Genomic DNA, 21,957 nt, shown 5'->3' with positions numbered 1-21,957 from the left:
CTTCGGATTGTATAAGATATTTAAAGGTAAGAATCCCACCGCAAAGTCACTCATTTTTCGAAATGGTGTGGAGCATGGGAAGGGCAGGAGAAACTAAACACTTAAAAGCTCAAACTCATTGATTCAAAAACTTATAAATTCAAAAGAACAGAGGATCTGAAGGGCTAAAAAGGCCTGGAGGATTCTTTTTTTATATACTAAACGTTTATTAGGGTGAATGGTTAATGGGGTGAATAACTCATAAGGTGAACGTCTTATGGGGTGAAATCAAAATGACATAATTACTTAATACAAAATGACATGATTTTTGGGTTTTTCGTCCTGGTTTCTTGTGTATTTTTAGAGACTTTCGCCTCGTTTAGTTAGATTTTAGAAATATAAGGATTGACCTGGAAATAGAGATCAAGCACAATGAAGTTGAATTCAGCTTGGAAGAAAAGGGAAAAGCCTTGCAGGGAAAGGGATAAGAGAATTCAAAGGAGGATGTTGGTTGTGAAAAAAATGATATTATGCTTGTTAAGTGCCAGTCTGATATGTTTAGCTGCACCGGTTTCTACTAAAGCCTTTTCGGGTGAGGTCACACAAGGCACAGGCTCCTATTCAACCACACTACCTGCCGGAGCAGCTACACCGCAAAACGAAATTTATAAGACAGCGAATGTAACTAGCCCAATGCCTACTAACGACTGGTGGAGCAGTCTGGCCTGGGTGCCCTACTCCGAGGCTCAATATCCGCATCCACTTGCCTTGAAAAATCAGCAAAACGGTCTGCGCATCTTTAACCCAAGCGGTAAAATTACGGTCAATCCGGGATACATCGCAGGCTGGATGGATGATGTGAATGATTTTACCATTGGTCATTCTGAAAGCGCTTCATTTCCGGATGCCAAGGTGGATGCCTTCAGTGACTGGTTTGTCAGATCCTTACTTCAAAGCGGCAGCAACAAAATGAGTGCTACCTATGGACATGGCTCCCCCTATGTTTTTTTCGAGTTTGGCGGCGGTAATCCCAAGCTCTCGTTCAATGAGGTACCCAAGGTCTGGTCTGGCTCCGCTAGTTCTCCTGTGCTTGGCATTACGATCAATGGCTCACACTATGGTCTGTTTGCTCCTTCCGGTAGCACCTGGTCTGGTCTTGGGACGAGTACTCTAATCAATCAATTGAACGGGAAAAACTATTTTACAGTGGCGGCTTTGCCTGACAATACAACGGCGACCTTGGACAAATTTCAGCAATATGCCTATTCTTTTGTTACAGACTCCAAAGCACAGTACAGCTACAACGAAGCCTCTTCCGAGGTAACAACCACCTTTACCGTTACAACAACCGCAAAACAAGGTACACAAGCGGGTACTATTTTTGCCTTATATCCACATCAGTGGAAAAACTCATCACAATCTCTACTGGGCTATACGTACAATTCTGTACGTGGTCTGATGAAAACAGCGGAAGGGGCTTCTTTTCAAACGAAGATGAAGTTTACAGGCGTGCTCCCTTCTTTGCCCGATTTGGGGTCTTATGATAAAAATAAGCTGAATAGTTATATAGACGAAGCGAAAGCAGAAGTCTATTCTGGCGATGGTGACACGTACTGGACTGGAAAACGTTTGGGCAAGCTGGCAGCCTTGGCGCCAATTGCCGACCAGGTGGGCAATACTGTAGCAGCGAGCCAGTTCCGCAATGAGATTAAAAGTCGGCTACAGGACTGGTTTAAGGCCAGCGACAGCTCAGGAAACCTGAAAAGCTCGAACCTATTTGTGTACAATAGCAATTGGGGGACATTAATCGGTTATCCCGACAGCTTTGGCAGCGCGGTAGAATTAAACGACCATCATTTCCATTATGGATACTTTATTAAGGCTGCGGCCGAAATTGCACGGGTGGACAAGAGCTGGGCATCCAATTCACAATGGGGGCAGATGGTGCAGCTGCTCATTCGCGACATTGCCAATACAGACAGGTCTGATTCTAAATTTCCGTATTTACGTAATTTTGATCCCTATGCCGGCCACACCTGGGCTTCCGGTCATGCCAAATTTGGCGACGGCAACAACAATGAATCCTCCTCGGAAGCGATGAATGCTTGGGCCGGTCTGATTTTATGGGGCGAGGCGACGGGAAATACCCAAACTCGTGATCTGGGCATCTATCTATATACAACGGAAATGAATGCGATTAACGAATACTGGTTTGATGTACAAGGTACAAACACCCCTTCAGGGATGCAAAGTGCGACGGCAAGTATGATCTGGGGTGGTAAAACGGTCGGGAATGCTACATGGTGGACCAATAACCCCGCAGAGGTGCATGGCATCAACTGGCTGCCGATTACTTCTGCTTCCTTGTATCTGACACAATATCCGGAATATGCGGCTAAAAATTTTAGCAATCTGCTGCAAAAAAGCGGGGGGAATTTCAGCCCGTGGGAAGATATCGTGTATATGTACAGAGCGATTTCGGACCCGTCCGATGCCAAGGCCAAATTCAGTGCACGCGTAGCGGCGATGACACCGGAAGCTGGGAATTCCAAGGCGAATGCCTACCACTGGATTTATAACTTGGATGCTGTTGGCAACATCGACCGTAGCGTCACTGCCAATTCACCTATTTATGCCGTATTTCATAAGAACGGTGTAAAAACCTATGTGGCCTACAACTTTACCAACCAAGAGAAAATAGTAACCTTTTCAGATGGACATAGTATTACCGTGCAGCCGAACAGCTTTAATATCGGAAATGGAAACGGCGGCGGCAATCCACAACCTGATATAGAGGCCCCAACCAGCCCGGCCAATGTGCGAGCTACGGCCAAAACGGCTTCGGCGGTTACGCTGGAGTGGGAGGCAGCTACAGATAATGTTGGCGTAACGGGGTATATCGTGTATAAGGACGGGACTCAGGCGGCTGAGATAAACGGCACTTCCGCTTCAATTACAGGACTGAATGCAGCGACCGCTTATAGCTTTACCGTCAAGGCTCGTGATGCAGCCGGTAACCTGTCTGCGGCAAGTCGTGCTGTATCGGTAACTACGGAGGCAGCATCTGGCGGCAATGAGGGTGGCGGAGAAACGGAAGATTACACCGTACGGGCCCGCTTTGTCAGCGATCGTGAAGCACTGATTCAATTTACCCCCAAAACAGCCTCAGTCTATGTTGACGTGCATTATACTTTAGCAGGTGGGCAACAGCTCAACTACCGGATGACCAACAACGCCGGTGTTTGGGAGCAGCGGGTTAAAGACCTCACCATCGGAAAGGCTGTCAGCTATTGGTTCACCTATGAAAAGGCGGGATTGCAATATGAGACGCCTTCATTCAGCTATACCCACCAGACGGCCTCTACAACGACAGGGGTTTCCGAAATTTCCGCGACCGAGGCGTTGGACACGTTCCAGCCCGGGCTTGCTCCTGAATAAATTCGAAATTATGGATATGATAATTATAGAGGAGATAAAGGTATGACAGAATTTTGGGAATCCAGTTTTATAGAAAATCAAATGATGTGGGGCTTTGAACCTTCAGACTCAGCAATTCTGACCAAGGACTTTTTCATTGAAAAGAACGTTAAGAATATATTGATACCTGGTATTGGATATGGTAGAAATGCCAAGGTTTTTATGGACAACGGAATACATGTTACAGGTATTGAGATTTCAAAAACAGCGATTGATTTGGCAAGACAAAAAGGGCTCAATATCAGTATTTTTCATGGCTCCGTAATGGATATGCCTTTTGATAACAAGCTTTATGACGGCATATTTTGTTATGCGCTTATTCACTTATTGAATAAAAGTGAGAGAGAGAAATTTATTAAGGATTGCTATCATCAGCTAAAGCCAAATGGATATATGGTTTTTACGACTATTTCAAAGGAAGCTCCGATGTTTGGAAAGGGAAAGCAGCTAGGTAAAGACTATTTCGAGATCATGGAAGGGGTAAACATGTTTTTTTATGATGCTGACTCGGTAGAACAAGAATTCGGAAAATATGGATTAACAGAAATTTCGGAAATTGTTGAGCCACATAAAAATATGGAAAGCAAACCTCCATTCAAATTTATCATGGTCAAATGTCACAAAGAGCTGTAAGGTGAATGGTGAGAGAACGACACGAGGGAAGCACATATGCTTCCTCCGTGTCTTTTTTTGTTTTTTATGGGGTCGTAATACTTTCGCCATGTTCGTGAGTGCAAGGGTGCGCAATAATGATAAAGGCTGATACAGGAAGATATTACCGAGGCGAGGATTTCCAAAGGTCCCGCAGTGCCTGCCCTAATCGGATCAGGTATCCTGTAAATCTGATGTATCCACCAACAATTAGGGTTCGATTCCCAATCGCCTTCCAAGCGACTTTTGGTAGAGTATTCGAATGGACGAATAAAACACTGAAAAGACCCCGATAAGAGTATCCCATGTCTGGTCTTGATGACAGATGCCGGAGCGATGGCTATGCGGTCAGCGGATACCGGAGAGAGCAAGCGCCGACAGGACCCGAGGCTACAGGAATACGGATTCACAGTCGATGTTGGGCTGGTGAATTCCATCCCCGAAACACGGGAACAGGCGGCTCCTTTCTTTTTCCTTAAGCTTGGCCCCGCCCTCCACACGGAGGGATGCTCTGCAAGGGTCACTAACCCACTACAACAGATAAAAATAAAAAATCCTCATTTTAAAAATGTGTTTTAACTCAACGTGCGAATAAGCGGAGCCGCCATACATACGAAGAAGCCTATTTTTAAGTTGAGGATTTTAAATACTAGGAGTGATACGATGTTTAAGAAGATAACGATTAAAGCCGATGAGCGCGGACTGCTGTTCAAAAAAGGAAGCTACCACAAGTTGTTGCTCCCAGGGACTTACCTATTGAAGACATTTCAGCAGGAAGCCGTTGAAATTTTGAATGTAGCCGAATCATTTTTTGTACCAGATCATGATATTCGTTTGTTTTTGACAGATCCTCTATTGCTGGAGCAATTGACTGTCATCGATGTAGAGGACCATGAATATGTGCTGCATTATGAGGATAATCGGTTTGTAGAGCTGCTGACAGCAGGGAAATATGCATTTTGGAACATGCTTAAGGAGCATCGTTTTGTTCGTGCAGATACCCGGCAGCCTGCCATTGATAAGGCTTTGGGGCAAGCATTCTTGTCCAAGACACCGGGCTTCTGGAAAGCCCTTCAGGTGGCCAGTCATGAATTGGGGTTTTTGTATTACGATAATGTGCTGCAAGGTGAACTGAAACCGGGCAAATATTATTTCTGGTTGTCCACGGTGAATACAGAGATCAAAACATTAGATATGCGACAGCAGCAGATGGACCTGATGGGGCAGGAAATCATGACTGAAGACAAAATCACGCTGCGTCTTAACTTCGTCTGTCAGTACCGGATCATTGAGCCGCTACGGGCGTTGGAATTCAGAGCATACGAGGAACAAATATACATTATGCTTCAACTGCTGCTGCGTGAATACGTGGGCACAATGAAGCTGGATGATTTGCTGAAAATGAAGCAGGAGATCGCGGAATATGTCTTGACACGACTGAATGAGCAGAGCGGTGAATATGGGGTTACTTTTACATCCGCAGGGGTGAAGGATATTATTTTGCCGGGGGATATCAAGGATATTCTGAATACGGTGCTATTGGCAGAGAAGAAGGACAAGCCAACCTCATCACACGACGTGAAGAGACGGCATCCACTCGTAGTTTGCTCAATACGGCCAAGCTGATGGACGAAAACTCCACCCTCTATCGTCTCAAAGAGCTGGAATTCATGGAAAAAATCTGCGAGAAGATTGGTACGATATCGCTGACTGGCGGAAATACGCTGCTGGAGCAGCTAAACACGTTGGTTCATATGAAAGAGGGGCAGGGACTCCAATAACGGAAAATACTCCCGAACGATGAGTGCAAGCTGGCTCAAGGTTCGGGAGTATTTTTTTAGTTCGTCTTGGTGGATGCGAGAAAAGCGTCCATATCGATCACCGGAATGAGAGCACCCCGATGCTCCATCACAGTAGGAAACAATTCGCGTTGCCATTCTTCCTCATTGCTTTGTAGCTGACTGTCTTCAGCAGATGCCGTATCCTCCACCTGATCGACAAGCAGGGCAATCTTCGCACGACTGAGCAAAATCATTTTGTCCTCGGAGGAGTCGCTTGATGCGGGGAGAAACAGTTTCTTGCGTAGGTTAAGGATTGTAAATACATCGCCACGAATGGTCACCATTCCTTCATGCCACGCCTCGGAAAAGGGGAGCGGTGTCCCTTTTTTGGCATTCATGACTTCTTCGACTTCCAGAAAGTTTAACGCGAACTTCTTGTCCGCCAGACTGCACACAATATATTCAGACATAGCAATTCTCCTTACATATTCAGATAAGTCCATCACAAGTTGTGAACTAGCGATAAATTGGGTTAACTATTGCGTTTTAACAGACGGAACGATAAAGTGGAGGATGCGGTAAAATGGTTTTAGTTAATCACAGAATATCACAAACGAGCAGTTAAATCTTCCAAAATAACAACCAACCGGACAAGGCGTGGCTTCGAATTTCCCTTCATATATAGTGTTTGGAGCTGAGGTCGTGTCCGATGCACTACATTTTAAGATAAGCGGGTTGAGGTAGAATGGATCATGAAAAGCAGCGGTTAAGTATCGAGGCAGCCAGATTATACTATCTGAACGACTATAGCCAGCAGGATATCGCGGTCAGACTCGGAGTTTCACGGCCTACGGTATCGCGGTTACTTCAGGCTGCCAAGGAACAGGGATACGTGCGGATCAGTATTGTGGACCCCATGGAGGATATGGACGCGCTCGGAGAGCAGGTGAAAAAGAAATACGGGCTGGATACCGTGCTGGTCTGTTATTCGCCATTAAATGAATATCAGGAGATCAAGAAACATATTAGCAAAAAAGCAGCCGACTATTTGCATGAAACGGTACAGGATGCTGATATTATTGGAGTGACATGGGGAACAACCATGCATGCGGTGGCGCTTCATCTCCAGCAAAAGCAGGTCAAGGGAGTTGAGGTGGTTCAGCTCAAAGGAGGCGTAAGCCATTCGCATGTCAACACTTATGCCGTGGAAACCGTGAATTTGTTCGCAGAAGCCTTTAACACCATCGCTCGGTATTTGCCGCTGCCTGTAATTTTCGACAGTCAAGCTGTTAAGAAAATGGTCGAGGAGGATCGGCATATCCAGCGTATCATTGAACTTGGCAAGCAGGCGAACATTGCGGTGTTTACGGTGGGTACGGTCAAGGAGGATGCGCTGCTGTTCCGATTAGGTTATTTTAACCATGAAGAGCAGAAGCTGCTGCAAAAAATCGGCAAAGGCGATATTTGCTCGCGCTTTTTTGACGATGAGGGCAACATATGCAGTCAGGAAATCAACAGCCGTACCGTTGGAATTGATTTACCTGAGCTGCGAAAGAAGGAGAAGTCCATCCTTGTAGCTGGAGGCCAGCGCAAAGTAGAGGCCATTCGGGCATCACTGCGTGGCAAGTATGCGAATATCTTGGTGACGGATCAGTTTACAGCACAAGCACTTTTGCAATAGAACCTGTGGAGCTCAATTCAATTAAACATGGTTACGGAGTGTGCATACAGGGTAACATGAATTGTAGGTGAACGGCCTGTGTACAAGCGTGAACATAATTTCAAAATGTGTTTTACATATGTTCAGAGCCGTGCTATGATGATCTCATCACAGAGAAATAATCGATTCATTTTCTTCACACTATTTATTAAATGAAGGAGCCTTTAGATATGAACATTGCAGCATTAATCGACCATACATTGTTGCGTGCAGATGCGACGAAGGATGAAATTACAAAACTGACTGCTGAGGCAAAAAAATACCAGTTTGCTTCCGTATGTGTGAATCCGGCGTGGGTAGCTTATGCAGCCGAACAGCTTGCAGGCACAGGCGTGGCTATCTGTACGGTTATCGGATTTCCACTGGGAGCCAATACATCGGCAACGAAAGCGTTTGAAACCAAAGATGCTATTGCTAACGGTGCAACTGAAATTGATATGGTAATTAACATAGGCGCTTTGAAGGCGCGTGATGTACAGCTTGTCGAGCAGGATATCCGTGCGGTTGTGGAAGCGGCTGCGGGTACACTGGTAAAAGTAATTATTGAAACCTGCCTGCTGACAGACGAAGAGAAGGTACTGGCGTGTGAGCTGTCCGTCAAAGCCGGAGCAAATTTTGTGAAAACTTCGACGGGTTTCTCTACAGGTGGAGCTACTGTGGAAGACGTAGCGTTGATGCGCAAAACAGTAGGACCTGATATTGGTGTTAAAGCTTCTGGCGGCGTACGCAGCCTGGAGGACGTACAAAAATTAGTAGAAGCTGGCGCAAGTCGGATCGGTGCAAGTTCCGGTGTGAAAATCATCGAGGGCGAGCAATCAACATCTTCCTACTAAGTTTATTTTAAAGTCATGGAGGGATTCGCGATGAAGGATCAATTGATTCAGAAAGCGCTTGAGGCGCGTAATCAGGCATATGTTCCGTATTCGAATTTTCAAGTAGGTGCTGCGGTTCTCGGGAGCGATGGCACGATTTATCACGGATGCAATGTGGAAAACGCCTCCTACGGCTTATGTAATTGTGCAGAGCGGACAGCGATTTTCAAAATGGTATCCGAAGGCTGCCGAAAAATTGATTCGATTGCGGTAGCAGCTGATACGGAAGGACCTGTGTCTCCATGTGGGGCCTGTCGTCAGGTCATTTCCGAATTTGCTCATCAAGATACCAAAATTTATCTGACAAACCTTCATGGCAATACGGAAGAGTGGACGGTGGATCAATTACTGCCGGGTGCCTTTCGACCTGCGGATCTGGGAAAATAAAAAAAAGAATGCCTCTTTGGGGCGCATTCTTTTTATGGGCAATGTAAGCGCTTAATGTAATGAGGGGGAATTGAAATGAAATATGTAATCGCTTTGGTGGGATTGCTCGTTGTATTTGCACTTACTTACGTTGCCAGCAGTGACAAGCGTAAAATCAGGTATCGTCCGCTGATAGTTATGGTTGTTCTGCAAGCAGCGCTTGCTTTCGTATTGCTGAACACAGAGATTGGTGAAATTCTAGTCAAAGGTTTTGCAAAAGGTTTTAATAGTCTGATTGGTTATGCTATGGAAGGGATTAACTTCGTTTTTGGCGGAATTGCGAATGAAGGAGCAGCACCGTTCTTTATCGGTGTACTGCTGCCAATCGTGTTCATATCCGCACTGATTGGGATTTTACAATATGTAAAAGTGCTGCCTTTCATTATTAAATATATCGGGCTTGTCTTGAGCAAAGTAAACGGAATGGGTAAACTGGAATCCTACAACGCTGTAGCTTCGGCTATCTTGGGTCAATCCGAGGTATTTATTTCCGTTAAGAAACAAATTGGTCTGCTGCCAAAACATCGGCTGTATACATTGTGTGCATCTGCGATGTCTACGGTGTCCATGTCGATTGTGGGAGCCTACATGCAAATGTTGAACCCCAAATATGTGGTTACCGCATTGGTGCTGAACCTGTTTGGCGGCTTTATTATCGCTTCCATTATTAATCCATACAAGATTGAGAAGGAAGACGATTTACTGGAGGTTCAAGAGGAAGAGAAGCAGTCCTTCTTCGAAATGCTCGGGGAATATATTATGGACGGTTTCAAGGTTGCTATTACGGTAGCTGCGATGCTGATCGGTTTTGTGGCGCTGATTGCCATGGTTAACGGCATTTTCTCCTGGTTGTTTGGGATCAGCTTTCAGGCGCTGCTTGGCTATGTGTTTGCACCGTTCGCCTTTGTTATGGGGATTCCGTGGAATGAGGCAGTGCAGGCGGGCAGCATTATGGCTACCAAGCTGGTATCCAACGAATTTGTGGCCATGCTGGATCTGACCAAACAAACAGGCTTGTCCGAGCGTACGGTCGGAATCGTATCGGTATTCCTCGTATCTTTTGCAAACTTCTCATCCATCGGTATCATTTCTGGGGCTGTGAAGGGTCTGCATGAAAAACAGGGAAATGTAGTGGCCCGTTTTGGTCTGAAGCTGTTGTACGGAGCGACGCTGGTTAGCGTGCTGTCGGCAACGATTGCAGGGTTGTTTTTGTAAAAAAAACAGCGAATCAGGAAAGGATTTTTATGATGTCTAAATTTAAACGGATTCACTTGGTCGTTATGGACTCGGTTGGTATCGGCGAAGCACCGGATGCTGCCCAGTTTGATGATTATGATGTAGATACACTAGGTCATATTGCGCGCGAACGCGGCGGTCTGAACATGCCAAATATGGGTAAGCTCGGTCTGTCCAACATTCGTTCCATAGAAGGGGTACCGGTGGCCGATAAGCCACTCGCATATTACACCAAAATGCAGGAAGCCTCCAACGGCAAGGACACAATGACAGGTCATTGGGAAATCATGGGGTTGAATATTGCAGTTCCTTTCCGTGTATTCCCGGATGGGTTTCCAGATGAGCTGATCCAGCGCATTGAGGAGCATACAGGTCGTAAAGTTATTGGCAACAAGCCAGCCAGTGGCACGGAAATCATTGACGAACTGGGCGAAGAGCACGTGAAAACAGGTGCACTCATCATCTATACCTCAGCAGATTCAGTGTTGCAAATTGCGGCGCATGAGGAAGTTGTACCTTTGAAGGAGCTCTATGAGATTTGTGAGTTCTGTCGTAAAATCACGCTGGAAGATCCGTACATGCTGGGTCGCATTATTGCCCGTCCGTTCGTAGGCGAGCCAGGCAACTTCTCTCGTACCTCCAATCGACATGACTATGCGCTCAAGCCCTTTGGCCGTACCACAATGAACGAGCTGAAGGATGCAGGTCTGGATGTAATCGCCTTGGGTAAAATCTCTGACATTTATGACGGCGAGGGTGTAACGAAAGCAGTGCGCACAGTGTCCAACATGGACGGCATGGATAAGCTGGTGGCTACGTTGGACGAGGAATTCACCGGATTAAGCTTCTTAAATTTGGTGGACTTTGATGCTGTATACGGCCACCGCCGTGATCCGCAGGGGTACGGTCAAGCCTTGGACGATTACGATGCCCGTCTGCCCGAGGTATTCGCCAAAATGAATGATGACGATCTGCTGATCATCACCGCAGACCATGGGAATGACCCGACATATCGCGGAACGGATCATACCCGCGAATATGTGCCTTTGCTGGCATATTCCCCTCGTTTTGCTGCTGGAGGCAAGGAACTGGCGGTTCGCAAGACGTTTGCGGATATTGGGGCGACCGTAGCGGATAACTTTGGTGTAAAACTTCCTGAACACGGAACTAGCTTTTTGGCAGAGCTTCAGTAATCTAGACGCCAGCAAGAGTGCAGGCAGGATGATTAGTAACGATATGAGTAACAATATGAGCATGGACAAATGGGACGGAGGAATAAAAACATGAGTGTACACATTGGAGCCAAACCTGGAGAAATTGCAGAAACGATTTTGCTACCAGGAGACCCGCTACGGGCGAAATTTATCGCTGAAACGTATCTGGAGGACGTGACCTGCTACAACGAGGTACGCGGAATGCTCGGATTCACGGGAACGTACCAAGGCAAACGTCTGTCTGTACAGGGAACCGGGATGGGGCTGCCTTCCATCAGTATTTATGTCAACGAACTGATTAGCGAGTATGGTGTGAAAAACTTGTTCCGTGTGGGTACTTGCGGCGGAATGAAGGAGCATGTGCACGTTCGTGACGTCATTTTGGCACAGGCATCCTGTACAGATTCCGGCATGAACCGCCATATCTTTGGCGGCTATGATTTCTCACCGATTGCCAGCTTCCCTCTCTTAAAGGGCGCTTATGATCGCGGTGTTGCCAAAGGCTTGAACATGCATGTCGGCAACGTATTCAGCTCAGACAGCTTCTACCGTGATGACAAATCAGTGGTACAAAAGCTGATGGAATACGGCGTGCTGGGTGTGGAGATGGAGACTTCGGCTTTATACACGCTGGCAGCCAAGTTTGGTGTAAACGCACTGACCATTCTGACGGTAAGTGATCATTTGCTGACAGGTGAAGAAACGACCGCAGAGGAACGGCAAACCACGTTTAAAGAAATGATGGAAGTTGCACTGGATACAGCAGTATCCCTGTAAACGATCATACGCACAGTGAGGAGAAATGACATATGAGAATGGTAGACTTGATTGAAAAAAAACGTGACGGAAAAGAACTGAGCACTGAGGAAATTAACTTTATTATCCAAGGCTATACTCAGGGTGAAATTCCTGATTATCAGGTCAGTGCATTGGCGATGTCTATTTTCTTCAAAGATATGAACGAACGGGAACGTGCTGATTTGACCATGGCAATGGTTCATTCAGGAGATACGATTGATTTGTCCGCAATTGAAGGTGTAAAGGTCGATAAGCACTCCACTGGTGGTGTGGGTGATACGACCACACTGGTACTGGCTCCGCTTGTAGCAGCCTTAGACATTCCAGTAGCGAAAATGTCAGGTCGCGGCCTTGGGCACACGGGCGGAACGATCGACAAGCTGGAGGCCATTGCAGGCTTTCACGTAGAGATCACTAAGGATGAATTCGTAGATTTGGTGAATCGCAGCAAAATTGCGGTTGTCGGACAAAGTGGCAACCTGACCCCTGCGGATAAAAAATTGTATGCTTTGCGTGATGTTACAGCAACGGTAAATTCGATTCCGCTGATTTCCAGCTCGATTATGAGTAAGAAAATCGCTGCCGGCTCTGATGCCATCGTACTGGATGTCAAGACAGGTGCGGGGGCATTCATGAAAACAGTAGAGGATGCCAAAGAACTGGCACATGCCATGGTAAGCATCGGGAACAATGTGGGTCGCAAGACCATGGCGGTTATTTCCGACATGAGCCAACCGTTGGGGCTGGCCATCGGGAACTCGCTGGAAGTTAAAGAAGCAATTGATACATTGCGCGGCGAAGGCCCCAAAGATCTGGAAGAGTTGTGTATGGCTTTGGGCAGTCAGATGGTATTTTTGGCTGGGAAGGCAGACTCTCTCGAAGACGCTGAAGAGAAGCTCAAAGAGGTCATTCGTAACGGCAAAGCACTGGAGAAATTTAAAGAGTTTATTACAAATCAGGGCGGCGACGCTTCTGTAGTGGATCATCCAGAACGCTTGCCACAGGCGCAGTATCTTATTGAAGTACCTGCAAAGCAGGACGGTGTGGTAGCTGAAATTGTGGCAGACGAAATCGGTACCGCTGCGATGCTGCTGGGAGCAGGTCGTGCGACCAAAGAATCCGAGATTGATTTGGCTGTCGGCTTGATGCTGAACAAAAAAGTCGGCGATGCAGTTCAAAAAGGCGATTCGCTGGTTACTATCCATGCCAACCGTGAAGACGTAGATCAAGTGCTGGAGAAAATCTACACAAATATCCGTATTGCGGATCACGCGGAAGCACCTGTGCTGATCTATGGAACGGTGACAGAGTAAGCTGTAGCTGTATAGTATAAGGCGTTAGCAGATCAACAGTTATAGAGTCGGAGCCCTTACATTAGAGGGCTTCCGGCTTTTTTTGTTCTTAGCTCAGGCAACTGAGCGGTGGAATTAAAAAAGCGGTTGTCAATTTCTAGTGAGGGAACTATACTAAATTTATAAACTGACGACCGTTCGTAAGGATATTGGAGGGAACACATGACACTACAGAAAATTAAAACAGCAAGCCTAAAGCAATTTGCGAGAAAGGGATACGATGCCGCCTCCCTACAATTGATTGCTGATGAGGTAGGAATCAAAAAGCAGTCTATTTATGCTCATTTTAAAAGCAAAGACGATTTGTTCTTAGACATATTTGCGGACGCGGTAGACCAAGAGATTTTGGAGTTGGATCGTTATTTTCAAGCTCAAGCTGAACAATCACTTGAAGCTGTACTGCGAGGATTGATTATTGAATTCAAAGAACGCTATGAGAGTGCCATGAATCTGCGTTTGATTCTGTATGTCGGATTTCTGATTCCATCTGCGCTGGAAAACCAGGTTCAGGCTTTGGTTACACGCTATGTACAGCATAAAACCAGCTTGGTATATGAGCGGTTGGCAGCCGAAACGTCAGTTAAGCTTCGTGTTCCAGTTCAATCTGCCACTATAGCCTATATGAATTTGATTGAAGGGATGCTGGTAGAACTGGTGTACAACGGCACCGCTGGTTTTGATCCGCGTCTGGAAAGCTCCTGGGATATTTACTGGCACGGCTTGGTTCAGCTCTGATCATCTAAGCCTTTAAAGTAAATATGATTGTATTGGGGGAAGAGAGTTGTGTCTATGAAAGAAACCTTTTGGTCCAGAAATTTTATATTTTTGATGATATCCAACGCTCTATTATTTATGGCATTTGAAATGCTTATGCCCACGTTGCCACTGTTTGTGGAAAGTCTTGGCGGCAGTCCATCACAGATTGGCTTGGTGACAGGCGTGTTTATGTGCTCAGCTATATTGATTCGTCCATTCTCCGGCACACTGATCCAGCTTTTGGACAAGAAATATGTACTGATTATTGGAGTTGTGATTTGTATGCTGGCAACAGGAAGCTACATGCTTTCCACCAGTTTGGTATTGCTGTTAGTCTTTCGGCTAGTACATGGTTTTGGATTCGGTATTGCGAGCACATTGTATGCCACCTCAGCCTCAGATGATTTGCCTCCTCATCGTATGGGGGAAGGAATGGGCTACTTTGGCGTAGGTGAAACCATAGCGATTTCAGTCGGCCCCCTGCTCGGCATATGGATGCTTCATGCGGCAGGTTTTAGCGGGCTATTTTCCACGGGAGCTATAATTTTGCTGCTGTCGCTTGTGATGAGCATATTGGTTCGTCGCCGTTCTGCGAACCCCACGACGGCAGATACAGCAAAGGACAAAAAGAAGGTTCCCTTTAAATTATTTGAAAAAAGAGTGCTGCTGCAATCTGGTCTTGTGCTGCTAATTGGCGTGGTGGCAGGGGGAGTGATGTCTTTCGTGGCCTTATTTGCCAAGGAGCAGGGTTTTAACAATGCGGCCTGGTTCTTCTTTACGGTGGCAATGGCAAGTTTCCTCGTTCGGCTGGTGTCCGGTAGGATTTTTGATACTAAAGGTCCGGCTTATATCTTAATCCCCGCAGGAATTGTGCTTATCGTCGCCATCGTTATGGTGGCTTCATCACGGACCGAGCTACAATTTTTAATTGCTGCTGTGCTGTATGGTTTGAGTTTTGGCGCTATTTTTCCAGCTTTACAGGCTTGGGCTATCAGTGTAGTCGGAGAAGATGAGCGAGAGGATGCTGTAGGCTCCTTTTATAATTTTTTCGATTTGGGGATTGGTGGCGGTTCTTTGATTCTAGGGATGATTGCCGGATTAACCTCTTATAAAACAATGTATCTATTTTCCACTTTGCTGATTGCGGCTTATTTAATTATCTTTGTGGTGTATAGTGTGCTGGATAAGAAAAAGTCCCGTAACACGTTGAACGTGTAATCTACTAATATGGATGATCTAGATAGAGAGCCACCGTATGGATTCCTTTGAACAAGTTTGAAAAATATGACAGCCAGACTCATAATAGATATGAGTTTGGCTTTTTTTATTGTTAGGGTGCAGGACAGCACAGAGGAGGAGAGACATGTTCCGATTATACAGCGATGTTCGTGGGACAGCTTATGAAAGACTGATTGATTATGCTATGGAACGGGCAGATACATTTATGCTAGGCGTACATAACTGGGTAACTGAGGATGACAATGGAGTCGCCGACAAGGATGTTTTGTTCGAGAAATTGTTACAGCAATTGAATCCTTTTTTGCTATCCACGCACTCCTATGAGGAAATGAGGGGAAAGCATTCCATTGCCTACACACCGGGAACCTTCTACCGGTACCAATGCACGCCTGAGGCTGGAAGAGTATTAAAGCATGCGGCGTCCAGCCTGTTTTCCTGACGGTGACAACTGACTTCATACAGCATAGCTTCAGTATATTTTGTGAAGGAGGGACATGAAATGGTGGAAAAATGGGTTTGGATGGGTGTGGCGGGGGTGATCGTAGGCTATGTCGCTTTGGCCAATATGAGCGTTTCGACGAACACCTATACTACATCAACGGCGGGTGCCACGCACCAGACAGCTCCGCTTAGCATGCAGAATAAGCAAGGGGAAGCAGCGAAGCGTATCGTACATGACCAAAGAATGCAATTTGGAGGACAAGGACAAACAGAATTTAGATTTGAAGAGGGGCGCAAACTGTATATCAGTATCAAGAATACAGGAAAGCAACCCGTACGATACAAGCTCAACAGTTCGAATGGATCAGACTTGCAAGGCACAACGAGCGGCTTTTCTAGCCGAACGTTACAGCCGGGAGAACGCCACGATCTGCTGTTTATCAAGCCAGAGGGGCAGAATGAGGCTGCAAATGGCTCCTTGAAAGAGCTGGTTTTGAAAGTAAGTACGGACGACGGATCACGAGGAGACATCAAAACCTTCGCATATATTACACTGTAAGCTCCTTCCAGAATGGGCACGACATGCGGTCATTAGTCTACTTATGTTACAATAGAACGGTTGAAGACTTAATGAACAGAATAGGTCAGAGTAGAAAGCAGAAAGGATGACCCGTTGTGCCCAAAAAACATGAATCCGATAATCACAAAATGTCACGGAGGCTGTCACTTACAGCCATTTTACTTACACTTACATTTGTAGCTCTTACTGGCTGCGGCCAGGATAATAATGCTGAACCGAGTGATACTGGAAGCAGTACAAGCATGATCGAGAACAGTGCCGGAGGCAATCAGAGTAGTTCAGCACAAAATGACAAAGCAGCTAAAGAGAGCAAGAGTGCAGAAAACAGCGGTACTGATGCGAAAAAGTCAGCTCCTTCCGTCCCAGCTCCTTCAAAGGATACATCTTCTGCTCCTGCAGCCTCCAATGCATCTCAAAATCCTTTTGAGGTAGCAGGTATTCAAGATCCTAAAGCATTTTTGAACACATTCAAAGCGTTGCAGAAGGCTGTTGCCGACAATGATAAGGAGAAGGTAGCCAATTTTATTTTGTACCCTCTGCGTGTCAATGATAGTGAAAAGTCGCTAACGATTCCGAACAAGAAAGATTTTCTGGCTAAATATGATCAGATTTTTACGGACGCGATTCGTGAGGCGCTAGTGAACCAAAAGACAGATGAGTTGTTTGTTAATTATCAGGGAGTTATGGTAGGATCGGGTGAGCTGTGGCTGAGAAGAGCTACGGACAATCCGAAGCATTTTGGAGTCTTTTCAATTAATCTTGAAACGGTAGCCAACTAAGTCGTATTCCACGTGTGCCCATGCCCTCTAGGCGGTCGGAAACGTATACCATGTTTCTGACTGTCCCCCCTTGAAGAAAGCAATTTATAGATCATCCCATTCCAAAAAAAGGTTTGACATCCCTCATAAACTCTCGTATTATATCCATATAACTCATTAAACAGGTAGGAATTAAAGTATTAAAGTAGAACCTCGCCATTCTGGCGGAGAACCTCTAGGAACAGCAGGCAGACACTGTCCACGCGACAGGTTTGACCTATCAGGGCTGCATCAGGGAATTCTCCGCCCTTTTTTTTGATTATGTCTGTAAATAACAGGAGTAAATGATTGTGTATTTACAAATTACATAGAATGAGGGGTGTCTTGATGAAGAGGAATTATAAAACTGGACTTATTCTCGGACTATCTTTGGTTTTAACGATGGTGCTAAGTGCTTGCGGGGCAAGCAAGGAAGGGACGCAAGCGGATGGTAGCTCTGCTTCCGGCTCCAAGGACGTGGAGTTGCTCAATGTTTCTTATGATCCGACCCGTGAGTTGTATGAGGCATATAATAAAGCGTTTGCCGCCCATTGGGAGAAGGAGAAAGGACAGAAGATTACGATCAAGCAATCCCACGGGGGATCTGGCAAGCAAAGCCGCTCTGTGCAGGACGGGCTGGATGCAGACGTGGTTACACTGGCTCTGGGTTATGATATTGATGCGTTACAGGAGAAAGGGCTTGTTAAAGAGGGTTGGCAAAGTAAATATGAGCATAACAGTTCCCCATACACTTCAACCATCGTGTTATTGGTACGTAAAGGGAACCCGAAGGGGATCAAGGACTGGGATGATCTAGTCCGCGGCGATGTACAGGTCATTACACCGAACCCTAAAACCTCGGGTGGAGCCCGCTGGAACTATCTTGCAGCCTGGGCCTATGCGCTCAAAAAGAACAACAACGATGAAGCCAAAGCCCAGCAGTTTGTACAGCAGCTGTATAAGCATGTACCGGTATTGGATAGCGGAGCGCGTGGAGCGACGACGACTTTCGTAGAGCGTGGAATTGGCGATGTGCTGATCGCTTGGGAAAATGAAGCACTGCTGTCTGTGAAGGAGCTAGGTGCGGATAAATTCGATATCGTATATCCGTCGATCAGTATTTTGGCTGAACCTCCGGTAGCGGTGGTCGATAAAGTGGTAGATAAAAAAGGTACACGCGAGGTGGCGGACGCATACCTGAAATATTTGTACAGTGAAGAAGGGCAGACCATTGCTGCTGAAAATTATTATCGCCCAACATTAGAAAGTGTGACGGCAAAGTTCAAGGATCAATTTCCTAATCTGGAGCTTGTAACCTTGAAGGATGTATTCGGAACATGGAAAGAGACACAGCAAAAGCATTTTAGCGACAAGGGGATTTTTGACCAGATTTATGTACCTGGTAGTTCATAACATAAGTGAAGTGTAAAGGCGAGAGGATCAGTTGGCGCGAGTGCCATAGTCAAAGGATGCAGAGAGGGATGGACAGAACATGAGTCAAATGCAAGCCACCCGAAAACGCGTACTTCCCGGTTTCGGGTTAACGATGGGTTATAGTGTGCTGTATCTCAGTCTGGTGGTGCTGGTGCCATTATCAGCACTGCTCCTGAATTCAACCGGGCTGACGTGGGAGAAATTTTGGGACGTGGCGACGGATGCCAGAGTGCTGGCTTCCTACAAGGTGAGCTTTTTGTGTGCCGCAGCCGCGGCGCTGATCGATCTATTTCTCGGTTTATTGATCGCCTGGGTACTGGTGCGTTATGAGTTTCCAGGGAAACGAATGTTTGATGCGGTCATCGATCTGCCCTTTGCATTGCCCACGGCGGTGGCAGGGGTTGCGTTGACCGCTCTATATGCACAGAACGGCTGGATCGGCTCACTGTTCGAACCGCTTGGGTGGAAAATGGCATACTCACAGACAGGGATTACGCTCGCGTTGATGTTTATTGGCATTCCGTTCGTCGTACGGACAGTTCAGCCGGTGCTGGAGGATCTGGACAAGGATGAGGAAGAGGTGGCTGCTACGCTGGGAGCGGGCAGATGGCGTACCTTCCGTAGCGTTATTGTGCTGGAGCTGGTACCCCCGCTGCTGACGGGTTTTGCGCTTGCCTTTGCCCGCGGCATTGGCGAGTACGGATCTGTCGTCTTCATTTCTGGCAATATGCCGATGAAGACCGAGATTGCTCCGCTGCTCATTATGTCCAAGCTGGAGCAAAATGACTACGCAGGGGCTACGGCGGTGGCATTGATGCTGTTGGTCATTTCATTCGTACTGTTATTCGTGATTAACAGTTTTCAGCGCTGGTCGCGGCGCCGTGCAGTCTAACGTAACCGTCTAACGTTAACATGCAGACAGCAGAGGCCTGCGCATTAAACCCCGTGTTCAAGGAGGGATACATCATGTCACAAGCGATAACTGGGCAGGAGCTTGCTTCTGCACCAGTACCTTCATCTGCACCGCCCAATAGGGTTACAACCGAAGCCCCTTGGGTCAAGTGGACGCTCATTGGTGCTGCTTTTTTAGCTTTGCTCTGGGTGTTGGTATTGCCGCTAATCGTTGTGCTTACCGAAGCACTTAAGCAGGGATGGAGCGTATACGTTGAAGCGTTACGGGACCCAGATGCCATGTCCGCATTGCGATTGACGCTGCTGGTGGCCGCGATAACGGTTCCGCTGAATACGGTATTTGGTGTAGCGGCCGCATGGCTGATCACAAAATTTCATTTTCGCGGCAAAGGTGTACTGGTTACCTTGATTGATTTACCCTTTGCGATCTCGCCTGTTGTCGGAGGACTGATGTATGTATTAGTGTTTGGCGCACAGGGCTGGCTTGGGCCGTGGCTGGACGAGCATGATATTAAAATTATATTTGCTTTGCCAGGCATTATTTTGGCAACGCTGTTCATTACATTTCCTTTTGTAGCGCGCGAGCTTATTCCGCTGATGGAAGATCAGGGGCAGCAGGAGGAGGAAGCGGCGGTCACGCTGGGCGCACGCGGCTGGCGCATATTCTGGAAAGTGACGCTGCCGAATATCAAATGGGGTTTGTTGTATGGCATTATTCTGTGTAATGCGAGAGCCATGGGTGAGTTTGGTGCAGTGTCCGTCGTCTCGGGACATATTCGGGGAGAGACGAATACACTTCCGCTGCATGTGGAGATTTTGTATAACGAGTATCAGTTCTCGGCATCTTTTGCGGTGGCCTCGTTGTTGCTGCTACTTGCTTTGGCAACCTTGGTGCTTAAAAGCTGGTTTGGACGCAAACGCGTGCATTAATTAATAATTGTGTATATGATCCAACAGGGCCTCTCTTTGTGTCTATCGTCTGTTAACGGCGAGAAGATGGGAAGAGAGGCCCTTGTTCTAAGGTGGCTTATATGGATAATAAAATGATCATATCAAGGCACGTTGGTGTGCCCAAGAGGAGCGAAGGGAAAAATGAAACATCCGTTTCAGTCCTACCGTCAGTTGTTTCCGGTGCTGTCCTCACATATCCATGTAGGAAGCTGTTCCCAGGGGGCGATATCGAGACCGGTTTCCGCTGCCATTGAGGAATATCATCGAAGCTTGCTGCAACACGGTCATAACGGCGACCTATCTATGGCACGGTTGGAGGAGGCAAGAGGACATTTTGCCAAGCTCATCGGGGCGGAGCCTGACGAAATTGCGGTGCTGTCCTCAGCCTCTGAGGCGATTGCTGGCGTGGCCACTGCCCTTCCTTATGTACCGGGAAAAGAAGGGATTGTGTATGCAGACACCGACTTTCCGACGGTGGGCCACATCTGGCAGGCACAGGAGATGTTCCGTGATCATATTTGCTGTATCCCTTCTACGGAGGGAGAAGTGACCCTAGAGCAGTATGAGGAGCATGTTACGGAGAAAACTGCGCTCATTATGGTATCCCATGTGAATTATACCAACGGATTTCAGCAGGATCTCAAATCCATTGCACATATAGCTCATCGAAATCAGGCGTTACTATTCGTCGATGCCTATCAGTCTGCAGGAATGATTCCGATAGACGTAAAGGCGATGGGCATAGATATGCTGGTCGCGGGAGCACGCAAATATATGCTGGGGATACCGGGAGTGGCTTTTCTTTATATAAGTAAGGAGCGAATAGAACGCTTCAAGCCCCGTCTTACGGGCTGGCTTGGACAGGAGTCAGCCTCCTGGTTTGATATTGCTCATCCGGTTCCGGCAGCAGGCGCCCGGCGCTTTGAGACAGGATTACCTTCCTTCATTAGCATTTTTGCCGCCAATGCAGCCTTAAAGCTGCTGCTGGAAATTGGGGTCACGAACATTCAGACCTATATGAATGAGCTGTTGGACTTTTCTATTGAATATGGACGCAGCAAAGGGTTACACATACGAATACCTGATGAAGGAGGCACTTTACCAAGTCTGCTCGCTGTTGAAGTAGCCGATGTGTCGGCGGTAGAGAGGCGTTTGCGGAGCCGAAATATGATTGTGTCAGCACGAAAGGATGTTATTCGTGTGGCTCCGCATTTTTACAATACGGCAGAGGAAGTCCGGCGGGTCCTAGATGAACTAGGTGGGAGTTGTTGAACAGCAAAAGCCTCTTCCGAGTCAATGGGAGCATAGCATTTCCCTTTTACACAGGAGAGGCTTTTGTTA

The 21,957-nt window shown here is 46.8% G+C and carries 19 protein-coding genes and 1 pseudogene; 19 read left to right on the top strand and 1 reads right to left on the bottom strand.

All coding sequences use genetic code 11. The annotated features are described in order from the left end of the window. Positions 1 to 492 precede the first annotated feature (492 nt). The 3 genes and pseudogenes from ACH59B_RS21655 to ACH59B_RS21645 all read left to right on the top strand — a co-directional run bounded on the left by ACH59B_RS21655 (position 493) and on the right by ACH59B_RS21645 (position 5,888). Positions 493 to 3,417: a glycosyl hydrolase gene (locus ACH59B_RS21655; protein ID WP_016820393.1), complete on the top strand. Its 2,925-nt coding sequence runs from the start codon at positions 493 to 495 to the stop codon at positions 3,415 to 3,417. A 42-nt stretch (positions 3,418 to 3,459) separates the two neighbouring features. Continuing rightward, positions 3,460 to 4,089, top strand: a complete 630-nt coding sequence (locus ACH59B_RS21650; protein WP_016820392.1) for a bifunctional 2-polyprenyl-6-hydroxyphenol methylase/3-demethylubiquinol 3-O-methyltransferase UbiG — start codon at positions 3,460 to 3,462, stop codon at positions 4,087 to 4,089. A 681-nt stretch (positions 4,090 to 4,770) separates the two neighbouring features. Further along, positions 4,771 to 5,888 (top strand): annotated as a pseudogene (locus ACH59B_RS21645) (slipin family protein). 56 nt (positions 5,889 to 5,944) lie between these two features. Here the strand turns inward: ACH59B_RS21645 and ACH59B_RS21640 are convergent. Further along, a complete protein-coding gene (locus ACH59B_RS21640) occupies positions 5,945 to 6,358 on the bottom strand; it encodes a chemotaxis protein CheW (RefSeq protein ID WP_016820389.1) in 414 nt (137 codons plus the stop codon). Positions 6,359 to 6,633: 275 nt separating this feature from the next. Here ACH59B_RS21640 and ACH59B_RS21635 point away from each other — a divergent pair, with 275 nt between their 5' ends. The 16 genes from ACH59B_RS21635 to ACH59B_RS21560 all read left to right on the top strand — a co-directional run bounded on the left by ACH59B_RS21635 (position 6,634) and on the right by ACH59B_RS21560 (position 21,888). Continuing rightward, entirely contained in the window at positions 6,634 to 7,569 is a 936-nt protein-coding gene (locus ACH59B_RS21635; protein WP_017425578.1) for a sugar-binding transcriptional regulator, read from the top strand. Between the two features lie 209 nt (positions 7,570 to 7,778). After that, complete coding sequence (deoC, locus tag ACH59B_RS21630) at positions 7,779 to 8,441, top strand: deoxyribose-phosphate aldolase (protein WP_016820387.1); 663 nt, start codon at positions 7,779 to 7,781, stop codon at positions 8,439 to 8,441. A gap of 30 nt (positions 8,442 to 8,471) precedes the next feature. Then, positions 8,472 to 8,867, top strand: a complete 396-nt coding sequence (locus tag ACH59B_RS21625) for a cytidine deaminase (protein ID WP_016820386.1) — start codon at positions 8,472 to 8,474, stop codon at positions 8,865 to 8,867. 75 nt (positions 8,868 to 8,942) lie between these two features. Next, positions 8,943 to 10,121: a NupC/NupG family nucleoside CNT transporter gene (locus ACH59B_RS21620; protein WP_016820385.1), complete on the top strand. Its 1,179-nt coding sequence runs from the start codon at positions 8,943 to 8,945 to the stop codon at positions 10,119 to 10,121. A 29-nt stretch (positions 10,122 to 10,150) separates the two neighbouring features. After that, positions 10,151 to 11,335, top strand: a complete 1,185-nt coding sequence (gene deoB, locus ACH59B_RS21615) for a phosphopentomutase (RefSeq protein WP_017425576.1) — start codon at positions 10,151 to 10,153, stop codon at positions 11,333 to 11,335. A 90-nt stretch (positions 11,336 to 11,425) separates the two neighbouring features. Next, positions 11,426 to 12,133 (top strand): purine-nucleoside phosphorylase, encoded by a 708-nt coding sequence (deoD, locus tag ACH59B_RS21610; protein ID WP_013373173.1) that lies wholly within the window; start codon positions 11,426 to 11,428, stop codon positions 12,131 to 12,133. A gap of 32 nt (positions 12,134 to 12,165) precedes the next feature. After that, positions 12,166 to 13,467: a pyrimidine-nucleoside phosphorylase gene (locus ACH59B_RS21605; protein ID WP_117289990.1), complete on the top strand. Its 1,302-nt coding sequence runs from the start codon at positions 12,166 to 12,168 to the stop codon at positions 13,465 to 13,467. A gap of 201 nt (positions 13,468 to 13,668) precedes the next feature. Further along, positions 13,669 to 14,241, top strand: coding sequence for a TetR/AcrR family transcriptional regulator (locus ACH59B_RS21600; protein WP_016820382.1), 573 nt, complete (start codon positions 13,669 to 13,671; stop codon positions 14,239 to 14,241). Between the two features lie 48 nt (positions 14,242 to 14,289). Beyond that, positions 14,290 to 15,480 (top strand): MFS transporter, encoded by a 1,191-nt coding sequence (locus ACH59B_RS21595; protein ID WP_404302630.1) that lies wholly within the window; start codon positions 14,290 to 14,292, stop codon positions 15,478 to 15,480. Positions 15,481 to 15,625: 145 nt separating this feature from the next. Then, positions 15,626 to 15,940 carry a hypothetical protein gene (locus ACH59B_RS21590; protein ID WP_153794239.1) on the top strand — a complete coding sequence of 105 codons (315 nt, stop codon included), beginning with the start codon at positions 15,626 to 15,628 and terminating at the stop codon, positions 15,938 to 15,940. 60 nt (positions 15,941 to 16,000) lie between these two features. After that, positions 16,001 to 16,501, top strand: a complete 501-nt coding sequence (locus ACH59B_RS21585; RefSeq protein ID WP_017425571.1) for a hypothetical protein — start codon at positions 16,001 to 16,003, stop codon at positions 16,499 to 16,501. 116 nt (positions 16,502 to 16,617) lie between these two features. After that, entirely contained in the window at positions 16,618 to 17,301 is a 684-nt protein-coding gene (locus tag ACH59B_RS21580; protein WP_153794238.1) for a hypothetical protein, read from the top strand. 366 nt (positions 17,302 to 17,667) lie between these two features. After that, positions 17,668 to 18,732: a sulfate ABC transporter substrate-binding protein gene (locus tag ACH59B_RS21575; protein ID WP_153794237.1), complete on the top strand. Its 1,065-nt coding sequence runs from the start codon at positions 17,668 to 17,670 to the stop codon at positions 18,730 to 18,732. 79 nt (positions 18,733 to 18,811) lie between these two features. Continuing rightward, positions 18,812 to 19,645 carry a sulfate ABC transporter permease subunit CysT gene (cysT, locus tag ACH59B_RS21570; protein ID WP_153794236.1) on the top strand — a complete coding sequence of 278 codons (834 nt, stop codon included), beginning with the start codon at positions 18,812 to 18,814 and terminating at the stop codon, positions 19,643 to 19,645. Between the two features lie 74 nt (positions 19,646 to 19,719). After that, positions 19,720 to 20,595, top strand: coding sequence for a sulfate ABC transporter permease subunit CysW (gene cysW, locus ACH59B_RS21565; RefSeq protein ID WP_013373166.1), 876 nt, complete (start codon positions 19,720 to 19,722; stop codon positions 20,593 to 20,595). Between the two features lie 162 nt (positions 20,596 to 20,757). After that, complete coding sequence (locus ACH59B_RS21560; protein ID WP_404302626.1) at positions 20,758 to 21,888, top strand: aminotransferase class V-fold PLP-dependent enzyme; 1,131 nt, start codon at positions 20,758 to 20,760, stop codon at positions 21,886 to 21,888. The last annotated feature ends 69 nt before the right edge of the window (positions 21,889 to 21,957 follow it).

The sequence above is a fragment of the Paenibacillus sp. DP01 genome (genome assembly GCF_044784315.1).
In the GTDB taxonomy this organism is placed as follows: Bacteria; Bacillota; Bacilli; order Paenibacillales; family Paenibacillaceae; genus Paenibacillus; species Paenibacillus polymyxa.
Note: the sequence above shows the minus strand (reverse complement) of the source record. Positions and strands in the feature narration are given on the sequence as shown.